The sequence below is a fragment of the Coprococcus sp. AM11-30B genome, assembly GCF_027674365.1.
GTDB classification, from domain to species: domain Bacteria; phylum Bacillota; class Clostridia; order Lachnospirales; family Lachnospiraceae; genus Allocoprococcus; species Allocoprococcus comes.
Map to the genome: position 1 here is coordinate 89,991 of NZ_JAQDVB010000008.1, position 15,952 is coordinate 105,942.

At 42.3% G+C, this 15,952-nt stretch carries 15 protein-coding genes and 1 riboswitch; of the genes, 8 read left to right on the top strand and 7 right to left on the bottom strand.

Going from position 1 to position 15,952, the window contains the following annotated elements; translation table 11 throughout:
• Positions 1–70 precede the first annotated feature (70 nt).
• From PGU50_RS07025 to PGU50_RS07035, 3 genes are read left to right on the top strand one after another with little or no spacing between them, the layout of a single operon-like run.
• On the top strand, positions 71–1,144 hold the full coding sequence (locus tag PGU50_RS07025) for an ABC transporter substrate-binding protein (RefSeq protein ID WP_055296616.1): 1,074 nt from the start codon (positions 71–73) through the stop codon (positions 1,142–1,144).
• A complete protein-coding gene (locus PGU50_RS07030) occupies positions 1,134–2,831 on the top strand; it encodes an ABC transporter permease (RefSeq protein WP_195250499.1) in 1,698 nt (565 codons plus the stop codon). The genes PGU50_RS07025 and PGU50_RS07030 overlap by 11 nt, the downstream gene beginning before the upstream one ends.
• The gene (locus PGU50_RS07035) at positions 2,803–3,732 is read left to right on the top strand and encodes an ABC transporter ATP-binding protein (RefSeq protein ID WP_117824431.1); all 930 of its coding nucleotides are present in this window, start codon (positions 2,803–2,805) and stop codon (positions 3,730–3,732) included. The genes PGU50_RS07030 and PGU50_RS07035 overlap by 29 nt, the downstream gene beginning before the upstream one ends.
• Positions 3,733–3,812: 80 nt before the next feature.
• On the opposite strand, the gene PGU50_RS07040 is transcribed toward PGU50_RS07035, so the two are convergent.
• From PGU50_RS07040 to thiS, 5 genes are read right to left on the bottom strand one after another with little or no spacing between them, the layout of a single operon-like run.
• A complete protein-coding gene (locus PGU50_RS07040; RefSeq protein WP_117836143.1) occupies positions 3,813–4,376 on the bottom strand; it encodes a thiamine phosphate synthase in 564 nt (187 codons plus the stop codon).
• Entirely contained in the window at positions 4,369–5,583 is a 1,215-nt protein-coding gene (gene thiH, locus PGU50_RS07045; RefSeq protein ID WP_022219951.1) for a 2-iminoacetate synthase ThiH, read from the bottom strand. Before thiH ends, PGU50_RS07040 begins: the two co-directional genes overlap by 8 nt.
• Before the next feature lie 12 nt (positions 5,584–5,595).
• Positions 5,596–6,372, bottom strand: a complete 777-nt coding sequence (locus PGU50_RS07050; RefSeq protein WP_117824433.1) for a thiazole synthase — start codon at positions 6,370–6,372, stop codon at positions 5,596–5,598.
• 26 nt (positions 6,373–6,398) lie between these two features.
• On the bottom strand, positions 6,399–7,040 hold the full coding sequence (thiF, locus tag PGU50_RS07055; protein WP_008368611.1) for a sulfur carrier protein ThiS adenylyltransferase ThiF: 642 nt from the start codon (positions 7,038–7,040) through the stop codon (positions 6,399–6,401).
• 6 nt (positions 7,041–7,046) lie between these two features.
• Entirely contained in the window at positions 7,047–7,244 is a 198-nt protein-coding gene (thiS, locus tag PGU50_RS07060; protein WP_008368609.1) for a sulfur carrier protein ThiS, read from the bottom strand.
• 468 nt (positions 7,245–7,712) lie between these two features.
• Positions 7,713–7,817: riboswitch (TPP riboswitch) on the bottom strand.
• 339 nt (positions 7,818–8,156) lie between these two features.
• On the opposite strand from thiS, the gene PGU50_RS07065 reads away from it, so the two are divergent.
• From PGU50_RS07065 to PGU50_RS07085, 5 genes are all read left to right on the top strand, one after another.
• Positions 8,157–9,851, top strand: coding sequence for a carbon starvation CstA family protein (locus tag PGU50_RS07065; RefSeq protein ID WP_195250498.1), 1,695 nt, complete (start codon positions 8,157–8,159; stop codon positions 9,849–9,851).
• 160 nt (positions 9,852–10,011) lie between these two features.
• On the top strand, positions 10,012–10,497 hold the full coding sequence (locus tag PGU50_RS07070; RefSeq protein ID WP_270246526.1) for a MarR family winged helix-turn-helix transcriptional regulator: 486 nt from the start codon (positions 10,012–10,014) through the stop codon (positions 10,495–10,497).
• Positions 10,490–11,824, top strand: a complete 1,335-nt coding sequence (locus PGU50_RS07075) for an MATE family efflux transporter (protein ID WP_117824436.1) — start codon at positions 10,490–10,492, stop codon at positions 11,822–11,824. The genes PGU50_RS07070 and PGU50_RS07075 overlap by 8 nt, the downstream gene beginning before the upstream one ends.
• A 151-nt stretch (positions 11,825–11,975) precedes the next feature.
• Complete coding sequence (locus PGU50_RS07080) at positions 11,976–12,113, top strand: hypothetical protein (protein WP_022219980.1); 138 nt, start codon at positions 11,976–11,978, stop codon at positions 12,111–12,113.
• A 196-nt stretch (positions 12,114–12,309) separates the two neighbouring features.
• The gene (locus PGU50_RS07085) at positions 12,310–13,245 is read left to right on the top strand and encodes a GTP-binding protein (protein ID WP_270246527.1); all 936 of its coding nucleotides are present in this window, start codon (positions 12,310–12,312) and stop codon (positions 13,243–13,245) included.
• 142 nt (positions 13,246–13,387) lie between these two features.
• Here PGU50_RS07085 and PGU50_RS07090 read toward each other — a convergent pair whose 3' ends face one another.
• Both PGU50_RS07090 and PGU50_RS07095 read right to left on the bottom strand, forming a co-directional pair.
• Positions 13,388–14,926 carry a serine hydrolase domain-containing protein gene (locus tag PGU50_RS07090; RefSeq protein ID WP_195255341.1) on the bottom strand — a complete coding sequence of 513 codons (1,539 nt, stop codon included), beginning with the start codon at positions 14,924–14,926 and terminating at the stop codon, positions 13,388–13,390.
• 24 nt (positions 14,927–14,950) lie between these two features.
• Complete coding sequence (locus tag PGU50_RS07095) at positions 14,951–15,949, bottom strand: dipeptidase (protein WP_270246529.1); 999 nt, start codon at positions 15,947–15,949, stop codon at positions 14,951–14,953.
• Positions 15,950–15,952 lie beyond the last annotated feature (3 nt).

Consider the following 15,952-nt stretch of genomic DNA (forward strand, 5'->3'; position numbering starts at 1 on the left):
GTGCTAGAATGTAAAAAGCATGTCGGAATAATATCAGAGATATGTTAAAGGGAGGAACATTATGAAAAAAATGAAAAAATTTGCAGCTCTTCTCCTTGCAGTATCAATGGCAGCAGGTATGGTAGCCTGTGGAAGCTCAGATAAAAAGGAAGAGACTACAAAAAAAGAAGAAACCAAGAAAGACGACAAAGAGACAAAGAAACTGGAAGGAACTCTGAAGGTTGTTACAACAGGTGATGCTTATCAGCCATTATTTGATAAGTTTACAGAAGAAGTAGGACCGAAGGTAGAATTTATTTCCATGTCTTCAGGAGAAGTTTTATCAAAGCTTAAAGCAGAAGGTGGAACACCGGCAGCTGATCTGTGGTTCGGGGGCGGAATCGATGCATTTATGGATGCAAAAGATAATAACCTTCTTGAAAAGGTAGATTTTGATGCAGCAGATGATCTTGCACCGGAATATAAGGACAGTGATAATTACTGGTTCTCTAAAGGTGTTACAGTTGTAGGATTTATTGTTAACAATGATATCTTAAAAGAGAAAGGACTTGAAGCTCCAAAGTCCTGGGATGATCTTACAAAAGAAGAATATCAGGGTGAAGTTCTGATGTCTAACCCGGCTATTTCAGGAACAAACTACGCAGTAGTAAATGCACTTCTTCAGACAAAGGGAGAAGAAGAAGGCTGGAAATACTTTGAAGATCTGAATAAGAATGTAGATTATTACTCAAAACGTGGTTCTGATCCGAGCACTAAGACTGCAGCCGGTGAAGTTGGAATCGGGATTACTTATATTGATGGAACTTTAGATGAACTGAAAGAACAGGCAGATGTTGAAGTTGTATATCCGACAGATGGAATGCCATATGTTCCGGAAGGTGTTGCAGCATTTGCAAATGCAGAAAACACAGAAGCAGCAAAAGCATTTATCAAATGGTTCTTCTCAGATGATGAAAATATGAAGATGCTTGCAGAAATCGATCATAAAAATACTTGTTTATTAGTAAAACCAAGTATAGAAGGACTTGAACTCGATTTTGACCAGAGCAAACTGATGAAAGAAGATCTTTCACTTTTTGGAGCAGAAAGAACTACAATTCTTGATAAGTGGAATACTTTGATGGGAGATAAAGGTGAAGAATAGAAAACCTAGAGAAAAACGGGCATCATTTTATGATGCCCATTTTTATAATATATTGGATTATTTCATATTGGCAGTACTGGTAGCAGGTGTATTGCTTTTTATTCTGTATCCACTTCTTTGTATGATCAGACAGAGTTTTGTGGGAGAAGAAGGATTTTCGACAGAAGTTTACAAAAGTATTTTCAGTGACAATCTGCTGCTTGTAAAAAACAGTGTTTTTGTAGGTGTATTATCTGCATTCTTTTCAACGATTCTGGGCCTGTTCGTATCCATTTGCGTATGGACAGCAGGGAAGAAAGCCGGCAAATTTCTGGAAGCCATTTTGCTTATCAGTATGGTTTCGCCGCCGTTTATAGCCTCGCTCGCTTATATCCAGCTTTTCGGAAGGAACGGTCTGATCACAAAAGGCGTTTTCGGTCTTTCGCTGAACCCGTATGGATGGCTTGGCGTTGTCGTAATGCAGACATTATTCTTTTCTTCGTTAAATGCACTGATGATAATCGGAATGCTTCGGAAGATGGATATGTCGCTTGTACGGGCATCCTTTGACCTTGGAGCGTCCTCCGGTTATACATTATGGAGAATTGTTGTGCCATTATTGAAACCGGTACTGCTCAGCTGCTTTTTGCTTTCGTTTATCCGGTCAATCGCTGATTTCGGAACGCCTGTTGTAATAGGTGGGCGTTTTGAAACAGTTTCGACCGAAATTTATATGCAGGTAATCGGATATTCCAGACTGGATAAGAGTGCGGCACTTAATGTACTGCTTCTGATCCCGACAATTCTTGTTTTTATCCTGTACCGCTATCTAATGCAGAAAAATGAAAAAGTCATCAGCGGAAACAGTAATAAGACGGTAGAAGCGGGAGATACATTCCGGGTTCGTGGGCTGTCAGCAGTGATTGTATGGCTGGGCGCAGGTATCTTTTTTGTAATGATGGCGCTTGAATACGGATCCATTTTTCTAAACAGTTTCAGTAGAAATTTACGTGGGAAAATCACATTTACAACGATGTATCTGGACGCACTTCTGGAACGGAATATGGATACATTTATCCGAAGTGTGGAATATGCGCTTATTGTAGCAATAGTCGGCAGTCTGATCGGTATTTTACTTTCGTATTATATTGAAAGACGAAAGATAAAATTTGGCGGAGTACTGGACTTTATTATTACACTTCCGTATATGCTTCCAGGAAGTTGTTTTGGAATCGGATATATTCTGGCATTTAATCATGAACCGTTAAAACTTACCGGAACAGCGGTCATTGTTATCTTGAATATGATCTATAAACAGATGTCAATTACAACGAAGGCTTCGGCATCCTCCCTTTTGCAGATCAGTACAGAGCTTGATGCAGCAGCGCGGGATCTTGGAGCGAATAAATTTCTGGTAATGAAAGATGTCATTCTTCCGAATGTAAAGCAGGCATTTGCAACGGGATTTATCAATAATTTTACAAGTGCGATGGTTACAGCAGGAGCAGTTATTTTCCTGGTGACACCGGGACAGAAGATTGCAGTATTTACATTATTTGATTGCATTAACACAGGTCGGTATGGAGAAGCATCTATGATTGCGACATTTATTATTGTGATCACAATTTCAGTAAATGTGCTGTTTTCAATAATTGTTGCATGGAAAGGGAAAAAGAAACGTGTATTTAGAACTGAAAAACATAAGTAAAAGTTTTGGTGAAAAAGAAGTAGTAAAAGATTTATCACTCTCCCTTCCAAAGGGAGAACTGTTGTGTCTTCTGGGAGCATCCGGCTGTGGAAAAACGACAACACTCAAAATGATAAGTGGATTTTTAAAAACAGATAAAGGGCAGATCCTGGTTGATGGCCAGGATATCACCACACTGGCTCCGGAGAAGCGTCCGGTATCGACTGTTTTTCAGTCTTATGCATTATTTCCACATATGAGTGTTCTGGAAAATGTGATCTATGGTCTGAAGTTCCGTGGCATCCGAAAAAAAGAAGCCAGAGAAATGGGTATGGAATATCTGAAAATCGTAGATATGGAAGAATATGCCGGGTCATCGATTGGGGAAATTTCCGGAGGACAGCAGCAGAGAGTAGCACTGGTCAGATCTCTGATCACAAAACCGAAGGTGCTTCTTCTGGATGAACCGCTTAGTAATCTGGATGCGAAACTCCGGGTAAAAATGAGAGAAGAAATCCGTGAAATCCAGAAGAAATATGAAATTACAATGGTTTTTGTAACGCATGACCAGGAAGAGGCAATGGTACTTGGAGATCAGATCGCTATTATGGATCAGGGAAAGTTGGTTCAGATTGGAAAGCCGGAAGAGGTGTATCTGCATCCACAGAATGATTTTGCAAGAGATTTCCTTGGAATATCCAACCGTTTTGCTGATATCCATGGAAATACAATATGCTGCAGACCGGAGGAACTGGAATTTGCAGCAGAAGGTTCGGTGAAAGGAATTGTAAGACAGGAAGAATTTCTTGGGTTTTACAGACAGTATTATGTTGAAACAATGAATCATGAACATATTATTGTACGGACAGACAGAAATATAAAAGTAGAAGAAGGCAAAGAAGTGCAACTTCGGGTGAAATAAAAAAGACACTGTGCAAGGTGACAATATCAGTTTGATATGCTACCCTGCATAGTGCCTTTTTTATTTTGAGGAATGACCGGTCAGACGTGCATCATCCCTGACATCACACAACCTCCTGCAGCACCGGCATTTTTCAGTTCGTGCAGTTGTGCTTCATCAATTTTGATTCCGCCAATGCCATAAACCGGAATCTGCACAGCTTGGCATACATTCTGCAGAAATGGAAGTCCCCGTGGCGGGAGCCCTTTCTTGCAGTCGGTAACATAAATATGTCCTGCTGTGAGATAGGAAGTTCCCAGCTTTTCCGCTTCGACTGCTTCAGAAACAGAATGGATGGAAGTTCCAACTGTATGAAAATCGGAAACCACTTTCGGATTTTCAAGCAAAAGTGGAAGTGGTAAATGTAGCCTGTCGCAGCCGAGTTCTCTCGCAACGGCTGGATAAAAATGCGGAATAAACGGAACTTTAAACTGTTCACAGATTTCCTTCACCTGCCGGGCAAGAGAAAAATATTCCTCTTCCGGCAGATCTTTTTCACGCAGGATCAGAGCTTTCGGATGCAGCTTGCAGACACGGGTAATCTGTTCTGTAAAAGGACGGGAACAGAGATGGCGGTTTGTTACGGCAATAAGATCTCTATACATAGATATAATCACTCATAACCGGCTGCATATTGTTGGAAAGAAGTGCCTGATAAACCTCATCTACGGAACGTCCGTCAGAAATCTCGAACTGGTCATCTCCCTTATCCTCAATATCATCCACATGGCTTCCGATTCCGGTGCTGACTCCGGCAGAGATTTTTGTTGCAGAAATCTGTACCAGATTGTCTCTTACACGCGCACATTCTCTTGTGGATACCGTAATGCTTGCAAATGGCATAAACAGACGATAAGCGCAGACTACCTGAAGGAGCTGTGGCTCATGGACGTCCATCGGATTGATCCGGTCGTTGTTGATGATCGGACGAAGTCTCGGACAGGAGAAGGCGATTTCGGCATGTGGGTATTTTCTCTGCAGGAGATAAGCATGGTATCCGGTTGCAAAGGCATCCTTGCGGAAATCATCAAGTCCGAGAAGTGCTCCGAATCCGACACCGCGCATGCCGCCCATCAGTGCACGTTCCTGGGCGTTGACACGGTATGGGAAGATCCGTTTGTGTCCGGCAAGATGAAGGGTTTCATATTTGTCAGAATTGTAAGTCTCCTGGAATACGGTTACATAATCGGCACCGCACTCGTGGAGGAATGCGTATTCGTCCGAGTTGACCGGATAAATCTCAAGTCCGATGACTTTAAAATATTTACGGGCGATCTTGCAGGCATTTCCGATATATTCCACCGTGGATTTGCTACGGCTTTCACCGGTCAGGATCAGGATCTCCTGAAGACCTGTTTTGGCGATGGCTGCCATTTCTTTTTCAATTTCTTCCTCATTTAACTGTGCACGGTTGATCTTGTTGTGGCAGTTGAAACCACAGTAAATACAATAGTTTTCGCAGTAGTTTGCAATGTAGATCGGAGTAAACATGTAGACGCTGTTTCCGAAATGTTTTCGTGTCTCTGCCTGTGCAGCCTGTGCGATCTCCTCAAGAAGAGGAAGTGCGGCAGGTGAGAGAAGTGCAGCGAAATCCTCCGGTGTACGGATGTCATGCGCAATGGCGCGTCTTACGTCAGCTTCGGTATATTTTTCATAATCATAAGCGTTCATGGCACTTATGACCTGATCCATTACGTCAGATCCGATATCTTCCATTCCCGGAAGGTAAGTCATATGATCAATGCGGTTTTTCTTCTGGTCTTCCAGAATTTCTTCACTTAAAATACTTTCGTTGATATGTGAATTTTCCATTTTGACTGCCTCCTAATTCTCTAAGAATCCTGTCAGAGGTGAGGATGCGCTTGCGCCTCTTTCGATGGTGCGTCCCAGTCCGGAAAGATAAGCACTGCGTCCGGCTTCGATGGCTTTCTTGAAAGCTTCTGCCATGGCAGGAACATCTCCTGCAGTTGCGATAGCAGTATTTGCCATGACAGCGGAAGCACCCATTTCCATGGCTGCACAAGCCTGGGAAGGGCGACCGATTCCGGCGTCAACGATGATCGGCAGATCGATCTCATCAATCAGGATCTGGATGAAATCCTTTGTGCTGAGCCCTTTGTTGGAACCGATTGGAGAGCCGAGCGGCATAATGCAGGCAGCTCCGGCATCAGCAAGTGCTCTTGCAGCATTCAGATCCGGGTACATATACGGCATGACAACAAAGCCTTCTTTTGCAAGGATTTCTGTTGCTTTGATGGTTTCGTAGTTGTCCGGAAGCAAGTATTTGGAATCATGAACGACTTCGATCTTTACAAAGTCGCCGCATCCGACTTCACGGGAAAGTCTGGCGATACGGACTGCCTCCTCAGCATTACGTGCACCGGATGTATTTGGGAGCAGGGTTACATTGTCCGGAATATAGTCCAGGATATTTGCAAGACCGCCTTCATTTGCACGACGCAGGGCAAGTGTGATGATCTGAGCTTCTGCTTTTTCGATACAGGCTTTTACAAGATCCAGAGAAAATTTACCGGATCCGAGAATAAAACGGGAAGTGAATTCATGACCTCCCAGGATAAATTTATCTTCATTTGTACTCATAATAAAGTTCCTTCTTTCTTATATTTTTAAATTTCTTCTTCACCGAGGATCAGCCGCGTGATCATGTTGGCTTCATGTGCGGCACAGATGGCAACACGCGGCGCCATCAGTCCATGACCGTAAGTTGGTGCTGTCACGCCATCACCACACAGATAAAAGTTTTTCATGATCCGTTTTGTGATAATGGTATTGCTACTTCCATAGCCGGCCATTCCGGTTGCGGATACGAGCTTTTTCTCTGGGAAATGTTCCAGAATTCCATTGACCAGCATTGCTTTGGCTTCCGGATTATCAAAAGCTTCGCAGACAATTGTGGCATCTGCAAATAATTCCTGCAGATTATCGTCCGTAACTTTTACACAGTCCGTGCGGATATCCAGATACGGATTGATCTTCAGAAGCAGGGATTTCAGGGCATCGGTCTTGTACATTCCGATATGCTCCATGAAATATTGCTGGCGGTTCAGATTGGTAATGTCAACTACGTCAAAATCAATCAGGTGAAGATGACCGACACCGATCCGTGCAAGCGCATAAGCAACATTAGAGCCAAGGCCGCCAAGCCCTGCGATCGCTACATTTCCTGCCGAGAGAAGCTTCTGCGTCTCCGGTGAATGTCGCTCGTCAAGGGCGGTGTAGATTTCTTCTTTTGTAAGTGTATGATACATGATTTCTTAGCCTCCTCCTACAAAACTTACAACCTCCAGACGGTCCCCGTCTTTGAGCATGGTGTCAGAATAGCTGTATTTTGGTAAAATATCACCATTCATTTCAACGGCGATCCGTTTGATCTGATAATTGTTTTGTTCCAGATAATCCGCAACACTGAGCGGTCCGGTCAGAGTAACTTCTTTACCATTAACTGTAATCATGGAAAAACCTCCTTTCAAAACGGAAAAGTTCTTAAAAATGAAAAAAGAGTACACAAAGAATTACACCCGTGGTGGTGTACCCCTTCATGAACTCTCGCCCAATCTCAACTTTACCTTATTCATTTTTGTGTAAACCCTGGTTGAATGTGGAATTTCATGATGTTGGGGTCAAAAGGTATTTTGACCCCTTTGATACCAGATTGCTACGTGCTTTGCACTCTCGCAATCCTCAAAAACATTCGTAATCCGCTCATTTTTCTTTGAAAAATGGCTACTTACCCATGTTTTTGGCGGGTCAAGAGGTCAAAAATCCTCTTGCAAGCAAGCTTGCATCAGCTTTCTGACCTTTTGACCCTGGTATCATTTCATATTATTATAAGAAATCCTGTTTCTCAAATATCATCAGAGTACGCTGACGGTATTTGACGTCGCATATCAAAAAAAGAGAGATACCAATGTATCTCCCGTTATCATCAAAATATACGTTCCTACGTTGGCATTATCCAAATCAGGTATATGGGTCGAAGTTCTGAACTTCCTCTCAGCCTGTCAAACAAGCTCCCCGTTTCATTTACAAAATTTAGTATAGTTCGGTTGGGAAAAAATGTCAATATCAATATAAAAATATATTCGGTCATATTCTGGAGTCAGAAGCAGGTGTCATGGACAAATTGTATATTACAGGAATGCTTTCGAGAAACGGTCATATGTTTTTGTAACGCGGAGTATGGAAAAATGCACAAAAAAACAGAGCATACTCTAAAAAATCATGTGAACGTGCCGAAATTGCGAGAAGTCCATTGACAAAAGGACTTTAAAGAGTTAAAACACCACTATAATAATTTAATAAAATTTTTAGTTATCTTATTAAAACTTAATTATTTTAACTGGAAGAGAAAGAGAGGGATTAGTATGAATACATTAGTTATCGTATTGATCGCAGCAGTACTTCTTAGCTGTGCATATGTATTCTATGGTCGCTGGCTCGCTAATAAGTGGGGAATCGATCCCAAAGCAGAGACTCCGGCAAAGAAATTTGAAGATGGAAAGGATTATGTTCCGACAGACGGATGGACCGTATTCAGTCATCAGTTTTCGTCAATTGCAGGTGCAGGTCCTGTTACAGGTGCAATTCAGGCGGCGGTATTTGGATGGGTTCCGGTATTCCTGTGGATCATCGTTGGAGGTATTTTCTTCGGTGCTGTTACAGACTTTGGTGCACTGTATGCCAGTGTAAAGAACGAAGGAAAGTCTATGGGACTTCTGATCGAAAAGTATATCGGTAAATTCGGACGAAAAGTATTCCTGCTTTTCTGCTGGCTGTTTACACTTCTTGTAATTGCAGCATTCGCAGATATGGTTGCAGGTACATTTAACGCTTACACAGAAGTAGACGGTGTCGTAAAACTTGCAGATGCAGCAAAGACAAACGGAGCTGCAGGAACCATTTCTCTGCTGTTTATCGTATTTGCTATGATCTTTGGTCTGGTACAGAAAAAATTCCGGTTTCACGGATGGAAAGAAACAGTTGTTGGTCTTGTATTTACAGTAGCTGCTCTTGGTCTTGGTATGTTAGTACCGATCACAGCAACAAAAGATACATGGACTTACATTACATTTGTATATATCTTCTTTACAGCAGTACTTCCGATGTGGATCTTAAAGCAGCCTCGTGATACCATGACAACTTATATGTTCATCGGTATGATCGTAGGAGCTGCACTGGGACTTCTGGTTGCACATCCAACCATGAACCTTCCGGTATTTACAGGCTTCCACAATGATACACTTGGAGATATGTTCCCAATCCTGTTCGTTACCGTGGCATGCGGTGCTGTATCAGGTTTCCACAGCCTTGTTTCATCAGGTACATCATCTAAGACTGTATCCAATGAAAAGGATATGCTGAAGGTTGGATACGGAGCAATGGTTCTGGAAAGTCTTCTTGCAATTATCGCACTTTGCGTAGCTGGTGCAGCTGCAGCAGCAGACGGAACACCGGCAGCCGGAACACCATTCCAGGTATTCTCAAGCGGTGTTGCAGGATTCTTTGAAATGTTCGGTATTCCGGTTTACATCGCACAGTGTTTCATGACCATGTGTGTATCTGCACTTGCACTTACCAGTCTGGATGCTGTTTCACGTATCGGACGTATGAGTTTCCAGGAACTTTTCAGTGTAGATGATATGGAACATGCAGAAGGATGGAGAAAACTCCTTTGCAATACATATTTCTCAACAATCGTGACTCTGTTATGTGCTTACGTTCTGACACGTATCGGATATGCAAATATCTGGCCACTGTTCGGATCAGCAAACCAGTTACTGTCAGCACTTGTACTTGTAACACTTTGTGTATTCATGAAGGTAACAGGAAGAAGCAACAAGATGCTGTTCGCACCGCTGATTATCATGCTTTGTGTAACAGGAACCGCACTGGTAGAGAGAACCATCGGACTTGTAAAAGCATATGCAGCAGGTTCCGCTACTTTCCTTGTAGAAGGACTGCAGCTGATCATCGCAGTTCTGCTGATGGCACTCGGACTTGTTATTGTGATCAATTCTCTGAAGGCTTACTTTGGAGCTAAGAAAGAGTCTGAAGCGTAGGATTTATAAAATATGACGAAAAGGGATGGCTTGTCAAAATGATGGGCTGTCTCTTTTTTTGATTGACTTTTTTTAAAATCTGCCCTAAAATACTTAGGAAACGAAGTATTTAATGCAAAAAATGATAAAGTAAAATATCATAAGTGCAAGGGAGGTTATCATGCAGACAGGAAAGAAGATCAATCAGATTTCCAACCGTCTCCGTAGACGGTCCAGGGCAATCCAGGAAACAATCGGGATCAGCGGTGCACAGGGGAATATTTTAAATTATATTTTAGTAGAATCTCAGAACAGATCTGTCTATCAGAAGGATATTGAACAGGAATTCGGACTTCGTCCTTCCACGGCAACAGAGACACTGAAATCTTTGGAGAAAAATGGACTGATAAAAAGAGAGACTGATCCAAATGATGGAAGATATAAGAAAATCGTATTTACTGAAAAAGCAGAGCAGATAGAAGCTGTGCTTAAGAGTGAGATCGAAGAGTCGGAAACGATTTTGCTGCAGGGAGTGACAAAAGAAGAACGGCAGGAATTTCTGCGGATCGCAGAGAAAATGTTGCAGAATCTGGATACTTTTCCTGCGAATACGGTAAAGAAAAACGCAGGCAAAAAAAAACAACACGGAGGACGGACAGATGAATGAAAATGAACTGATGGGAAGTATGAAGGTGTCAAAAGCCGTTGCGAAGATGGCAATACCAAGCGTGATCAGCAGTCTGGTCACGGTTGTCTACAATATGGCAGATACCTTTTTTGTTGGACAGACTGGGGATCCACTGCAGGTAGCAGCGGTCAGTCTGACCAATCCGATATTTATTTTACTGATGGCATTTGCAAATATGTTTGGTATGGGTGGAAGTGCCGTTGCATCTATGGCGATGGGAGAAAAAAATGAGAAACGGGTAAAGAATACATCGGCATTTGTAACCTATGCATCACTGATCGTCGGGATTTTATTTGCTTTGATCCTGATTTTCTTTATGAAACCGATCCTTTACACATTTGGTGCGAACAGTCAGACTTATGAGATGGCAAAAGGTTATACATTTCACGTTTCCTATGGTGCACCATTTATCATCTGGTCAGCAGCGGCAAGCTTTATCGTTCGTGCGGAAGGTGCAAGCAGTGAGGCGATGATCGGAAGCATGATCGGTACAGTTGTCAACATTGTTCTGGATCCGGTATTTATCAGCGGACTTGGAATGGGGGCGGCAGGGGCTGCGATTGCGACAACAATCGGCAATATTCTGGCAAGCATTTATTATCTCTGGTATTTCATGAAAAAGAGTAAAAGCTTTTCCGTCAGTCCGAAGTATTTCAAATGCGGAGAGCAGGTTTTATCAAGGGTATGTTCGATCGGTTTTCCGACCGCAATTTTTTCAGCACTGATGAGTGTATCAACGATCGTGCTGAATCAGATTCTGGTCAAATACGGAAATGCACCGGTGGCAGCGATTGGAATTGTATTCAAGGCAAATATGTTTATTACCTTCCTTCAAATGGGGCTTGCCAACGGTGTGCAGCCGCTGATGGGTTACAATTTTGGGGCAGGCAACCAGAAACGTTTTATGGAAGTGGACTGTTTTACGAAAAAATGCTGTCTGGTCGTTGGAATCCTGGCGACGGCATTATTTTTCTTTTTTCGAGAACCAATTATCCACCTGTTCATCAACGATAAAGACGTTATATATTATGGCGTGAAAATGCTGGTCGCATATATGCTTTCTGGACCGTTTATCGGAATCCTTTTTGTAAATATGAACTGCATGCAGTCTACTGGAGATGCGCTTCCGGCAACGATTCTGTCGGTGCTCCGACAGGGACTTCTGTTGATTCCCTTACTGTATCTGCTGAATGCAGTGCTCGGATTAAACGGAGTCATTTACGGACAGGCACTTACGGATTGCGTGGCGATTGTACTGTCCATGTATATCTGGGGAAGAAAGAAGAGAAAATTAAAGAGTGAATAAGTGAGAGAAAATCAGGTGTCTGGTGTGGTACCTGATTTTTCTTGCTTATAAATATAACGTGCAAAGTGGAAAGAATCATTGCGGACATGCATATAATAGTCAGGTACAGGAAATAATTCATCTGAATAAATGTAAGAAAGAGAGGCTGTTTATGGAAGAGCGAGATGATCTGGAACAGATGGCATTTATACAGAAGTGGAATGACGGAAAGGCAGAACGGGAGAAAAAGCGGGAGCAAATGTGGAATGGGATTCTGGAGAAGGCTGGGATAAAGAAAGAAGAAAAGTAAAAAGGAAAATGATTTTTTAGAAAAAATGAAAAGAACTCAAATAGGAACTCAAAATTTAAGTTTCTGTTTGAGTTCTTTATTTGAGTTCCTTTAAGAAATTAAAAAAATATGCTATTATCTTAAAAGTAGAGAGAAGGAAGTAAAATTACAGCAGAAAATTTTTGAAGAACTAAAAAATCAAAGGGGAAGATTAGCGATGGTAAAAATAGATTTAATCACCGGCTTCTTAGGTTCCGGCAAGACAACGTTTATTAAAAAATATGCAAAATATCTTCTGGATAAAGGAATGAACATTGGCATCCTTGAGAATGATTTTGGTGCGGTAAATGTAGATATGCTTCTTTTGCAGGACCTGATGGGAGATAACTGTGAGCTTGAAATGATTTCCGGTGGGTGCGACAAAGAGACGCACAGGCGGCGTTTCCGGACGAAGCTGATCGCAATGGGAATGTGCGGATATGACAGAGTAATTGTTGAACCGTCCGGGATTTATGATGTAGACGAATTTTTTGACGTTCTTCACGATGAACCACTGGATAAGTGGTATGAGATTGGCAATGTGATTGCGATCGTTGACGCAAAACTGGAGCCGGAATTGTCAGAAGAAGCAGACTATCTGCTTGCGTCCGAGGCTGCAAATGCAGGAAGCATTATCCTCAGCAGGGCAGAAGAAGCAACAAAAGAACAGATTGAAAATACAATTGAACATTTGAACAGAGCGCTTGAACAGGTTCAGTGCAAGCGAAGGCTGGATCAGGAAATCATGAGAAAAGATGGAGCAGAGCTTTCGGAAGAGGATTTTGATAAGATCTTAAAGGGCGGTTATGTTGCAGAAAATTATCGGAAGATGGAGCTGGATGAGAAAAAAGGTTTTGATTCGTTGTATTTTATGGAATTAAAAATTTCTGCAGATGAATTGAAGACGCAGGTTGCGAAGATGATGCAGGATCCGGAATGTGGCGGTATTTTCCGGGTGAAGGGATTTGTGAAAGATGATGCAGGAAGCTGGATGCAGCTGAATGCAACCGGTCATGAGATCAGTATGAAGCCGATCGGAGACGGGCAGGAGGTTGTGATCGTGATTGGGGAACAGTTGAAGGAAGATCGGATACGGAAGTATCTGGAGAATTAGAAAGTGTAAAAGAGCACATCAAAAGCGATGTGATCCGGTCAGTATGCTGAAAACAGTTTTGTTTGTGTAATACAGCTGTTATTGTATCCATAAGCAACAGGACGCATGAAAAAGCTTTCGTTTTTTCATGCGTCCTGTTAATTTATTGTTTTTGATAAATGATATGTTTTACACGGCCGCCATCCATAATGATGGTATCATTTTCAGCTTTTACATACATTACAAGATTTGCATCCATTCGGAAGATAATACTTCCTGATCCTGATTGATAAAGTGTTGTTTTCCCATAACGACGCATATGGATTTCGCATGTATTTTCAACTTTCACTAATTTCATGAAGGAATCGGTTTCATCGTTGTAATAGGTTCCTTCCTGGAAAAGTGCCGGATCTGCAGGCTTGGCAGGGGTCAATGTAAGTACACGGGCAGGAAGTCGATAAAGGATTTCCTTATCTGTGAAGTAGATCTTTTCGTCTAATGAACCAATGCGATAACCGCCATCCTCTTCTTTTACCAGTTCTGTGCGGCACCATTCTCTTTGCATATAGAAGGTACCGTTTTGCTCTGCAATATCAACAAACATTGGATCATCCGGAAGTGCTGTCAGGAATACACCGCTGCGAGCAGGTGCATTTTCATGTTCCGGCACGGCTGGTTCGGTACAATCCGGTAATCCGAGTACGATGCAGGCAGCTTTATCGGCAAGCTTAGACATTGCGTAAGTTGTGGTGTTACTGATCAGTACAAGCTCCAGTTCTTTTTCCGGAATGCAAATAATTTCACCACGGTATGCAGCATCGGCACCGCCATGTCCGAATACATCCAGACCATGAAGCTTATGGGTGATAAGTCCGCCGCAGTATTCAGCCGTTTTGCCATTGCTGAGAAGGACAGGTTTCTTCATAAGCTCGATAATTTCAGGATCGATCACATTTGGATGAATGTACTCATCTAATACTTTGCAGAGATCGGAAGCACAGGTATTTACAGAGGTTGGTCCGTAAAGTGCGTAGTTCAGTGGATTATAGTAGAAAGTATCATTGCCTTCGTCCTGGTAAGAGTAAGTAAGATCCGGAACAATCTGTGTAAAGCTTTCACGAACAAAAGAATGTGTCATTCCGAGTGGATTGAAAATACGTTCTTTTACAAACTGTGGGAAGCTCATTTGCGATAGCTTTTCAACGATAAGTGCCAATAAGTGGAACCCGGTGTTACTGTATAAATACTGTGACTGCGGTTCAAAGTTCAGCGATTTCTGAAGAGCTATCGTTGTATTGATATCATCCATGTCAATCTGATCGTTGATCTTGATACCGCGTAAAAATAAGAGTTCCCACTGGTCGCGAAGTCCGCTGACATTATTCATCATCTGGCGGATCGTGATCGGTGTTTCAATGTTGATATATTCATTTAAATATTTCCTGATGTCGTCTTCTAAATCCAGCTTTCCTTCTTTCCAGAGAAGAAGAATAGACATAACGGTAAATTCTTTGGAAATCGATGCGACATGGAAAATACTTTCTTTATGGATTTTTAATTTATTTTCAAGATTTCCATATCCAAAACATTTTTCGTAAAGAGTTTTACCGTGCTGGCGAATCAATACCTGAGCGCCAGGGCAAAGACCGCGATCCCACATACGGAAAAGCTGATCTAATTGTTCTGTCATATTTGAATTCATTACAAAAATACTCCTTCTGATAAATTATTTTTTTAGAATTTTTTCGAATGCATAAAGCCAGTTTTTGCCTGAAAGCAGAGAAATCCGTTCATCTGAATAATTATGTTCTTTCATATCCAGCAGGAAATCCGGAATGTCTGCGTGACCGCCGGACAGAATATCGAAAGGATACTCCGGCATCAGAGATAAGTCTTGTGCGGAACTGTTCTTTAAGAAGAGATCGCAAAAGTCAAATCCGAAACCGACATGCTGTTCTCCCATTACCTTAATCATGTAATCTAAGTGTCTAAGCATTTGCCGGCGATCAGCTGTGCTGCCGGCATCTGCGTTAATGATACTGCAGGCATTCAGTCCTACCACACCTCCGCGTCTGGAAATTTCTGCTAAATGCTCGTCTTTTAAATTTCTGTTGTTATGAGCAACTGCCCGTGCATTAGAATGCGATGCGATTAGTGGGCAGGAGGTAATGGATAAGACATCATCCACGCCCTCGTCACTTAAATGGCTGAGATCAATAATCATGTTTAAGGATTCAGCTTCTTTTACAAGCATTTTTCCAAAGTCGGTCAGACCGCCTTTTTTGGCGTTCCCGGTAAAATCACAGCCGTCAGCTGCCATATTTCTGCGGCTCCAGGTAAGTCCCAGTCCTCTTACGCCTGCGGCGTAGAATGCGTGTAACATGAGGCAGGAGCTTACCGGTTCTGCTCCTTCAAACGAGAGAAGGATACCGACTTTATTTTCCGAAGCAGCTTTTACAAAGTCATCTGCGCTCGTGCAAAGCATAAGAAGGTCCGGACTTTCGCTTATCTCACAGTGGAGAGCGGCAATCTGTTCCATAGCGATTGAAATACCTCCATAAGGCAGGTACTGGCTATCTACAAAGAGGGAGGCAACGACTCCCGTCACGTTTCCTTTTTTAAAAGCTGGATAGTATAATCTTTCAATGACCTTATGCTCGCCGTTTTTGCGGCGTACAGCGACATCACTGAGTAAGTCAAAATGTGCATCAATAATATATTTCATAAT

What these genes read in the sequence shown, in the direction of transcription:
- PGU50_RS07080 (WP_022219980.1), top strand. Translation starts at nt 11,976, where the DNA reads ATGGAAGAGCGAGATGATCTGGAACAGATGGCATTTATACAGAAGTGG.
- PGU50_RS07085 (WP_270246527.1), top strand. Translation starts at nt 12,310, where the DNA reads ATGGTAAAAATAGATTTAATCACCGGCTTCTTAGGTTCCGGCAAGACA.
- PGU50_RS07040 (WP_117836143.1), bottom strand. Translation starts at nt 4,376, where the DNA reads ATGTATAGAGATCTTATTGCCGTAACAAACCGCCATCTCTGTTCCCGT.
- PGU50_RS07065 (WP_195250498.1), top strand. Translation starts at nt 8,157, where the DNA reads ATGAATACATTAGTTATCGTATTGATCGCAGCAGTACTTCTTAGCTGT.
- PGU50_RS07070 (WP_270246526.1), top strand. Translation starts at nt 10,012, where the DNA reads ATGCAGACAGGAAAGAAGATCAATCAGATTTCCAACCGTCTCCGTAGA.
- PGU50_RS07095 (WP_270246529.1), bottom strand. Translation starts at nt 15,949, where the DNA reads ATGAAATATATTATTGATGCACATTTTGACTTACTCAGTGATGTCGCT.
- thiF (WP_008368611.1), bottom strand. Translation starts at nt 7,040, where the DNA reads ATGTATCATACACTTACAAAAGAAGAAATCTACACCGCCCTTGACGAG.
- thiS (WP_008368609.1), bottom strand. Translation starts at nt 7,244, where the DNA reads ATGATTACAGTTAATGGTAAAGAAGTTACTCTGACCGGACCGCTCAGT.
- PGU50_RS07090 (WP_195255341.1), bottom strand. Translation starts at nt 14,926, where the DNA reads ATGAATTCAAATATGACAGAACAATTAGATCAGCTTTTCCGTATGTGG.
- thiH (WP_022219951.1), bottom strand. Translation starts at nt 5,583, where the DNA reads ATGGAAAATTCACATATCAACGAAAGTATTTTAAGTGAAGAAATTCTG.
- PGU50_RS07025 (WP_055296616.1), top strand. Translation starts at nt 71, where the DNA reads ATGAAAAAATTTGCAGCTCTTCTCCTTGCAGTATCAATGGCAGCAGGT.
- PGU50_RS07050 (WP_117824433.1), bottom strand. Translation starts at nt 6,372, where the DNA reads ATGAGTACAAATGAAGATAAATTTATCCTGGGAGGTCATGAATTCACT.
- PGU50_RS07075 (WP_117824436.1), top strand. Translation starts at nt 10,490, where the DNA reads ATGAATGAAAATGAACTGATGGGAAGTATGAAGGTGTCAAAAGCCGTT.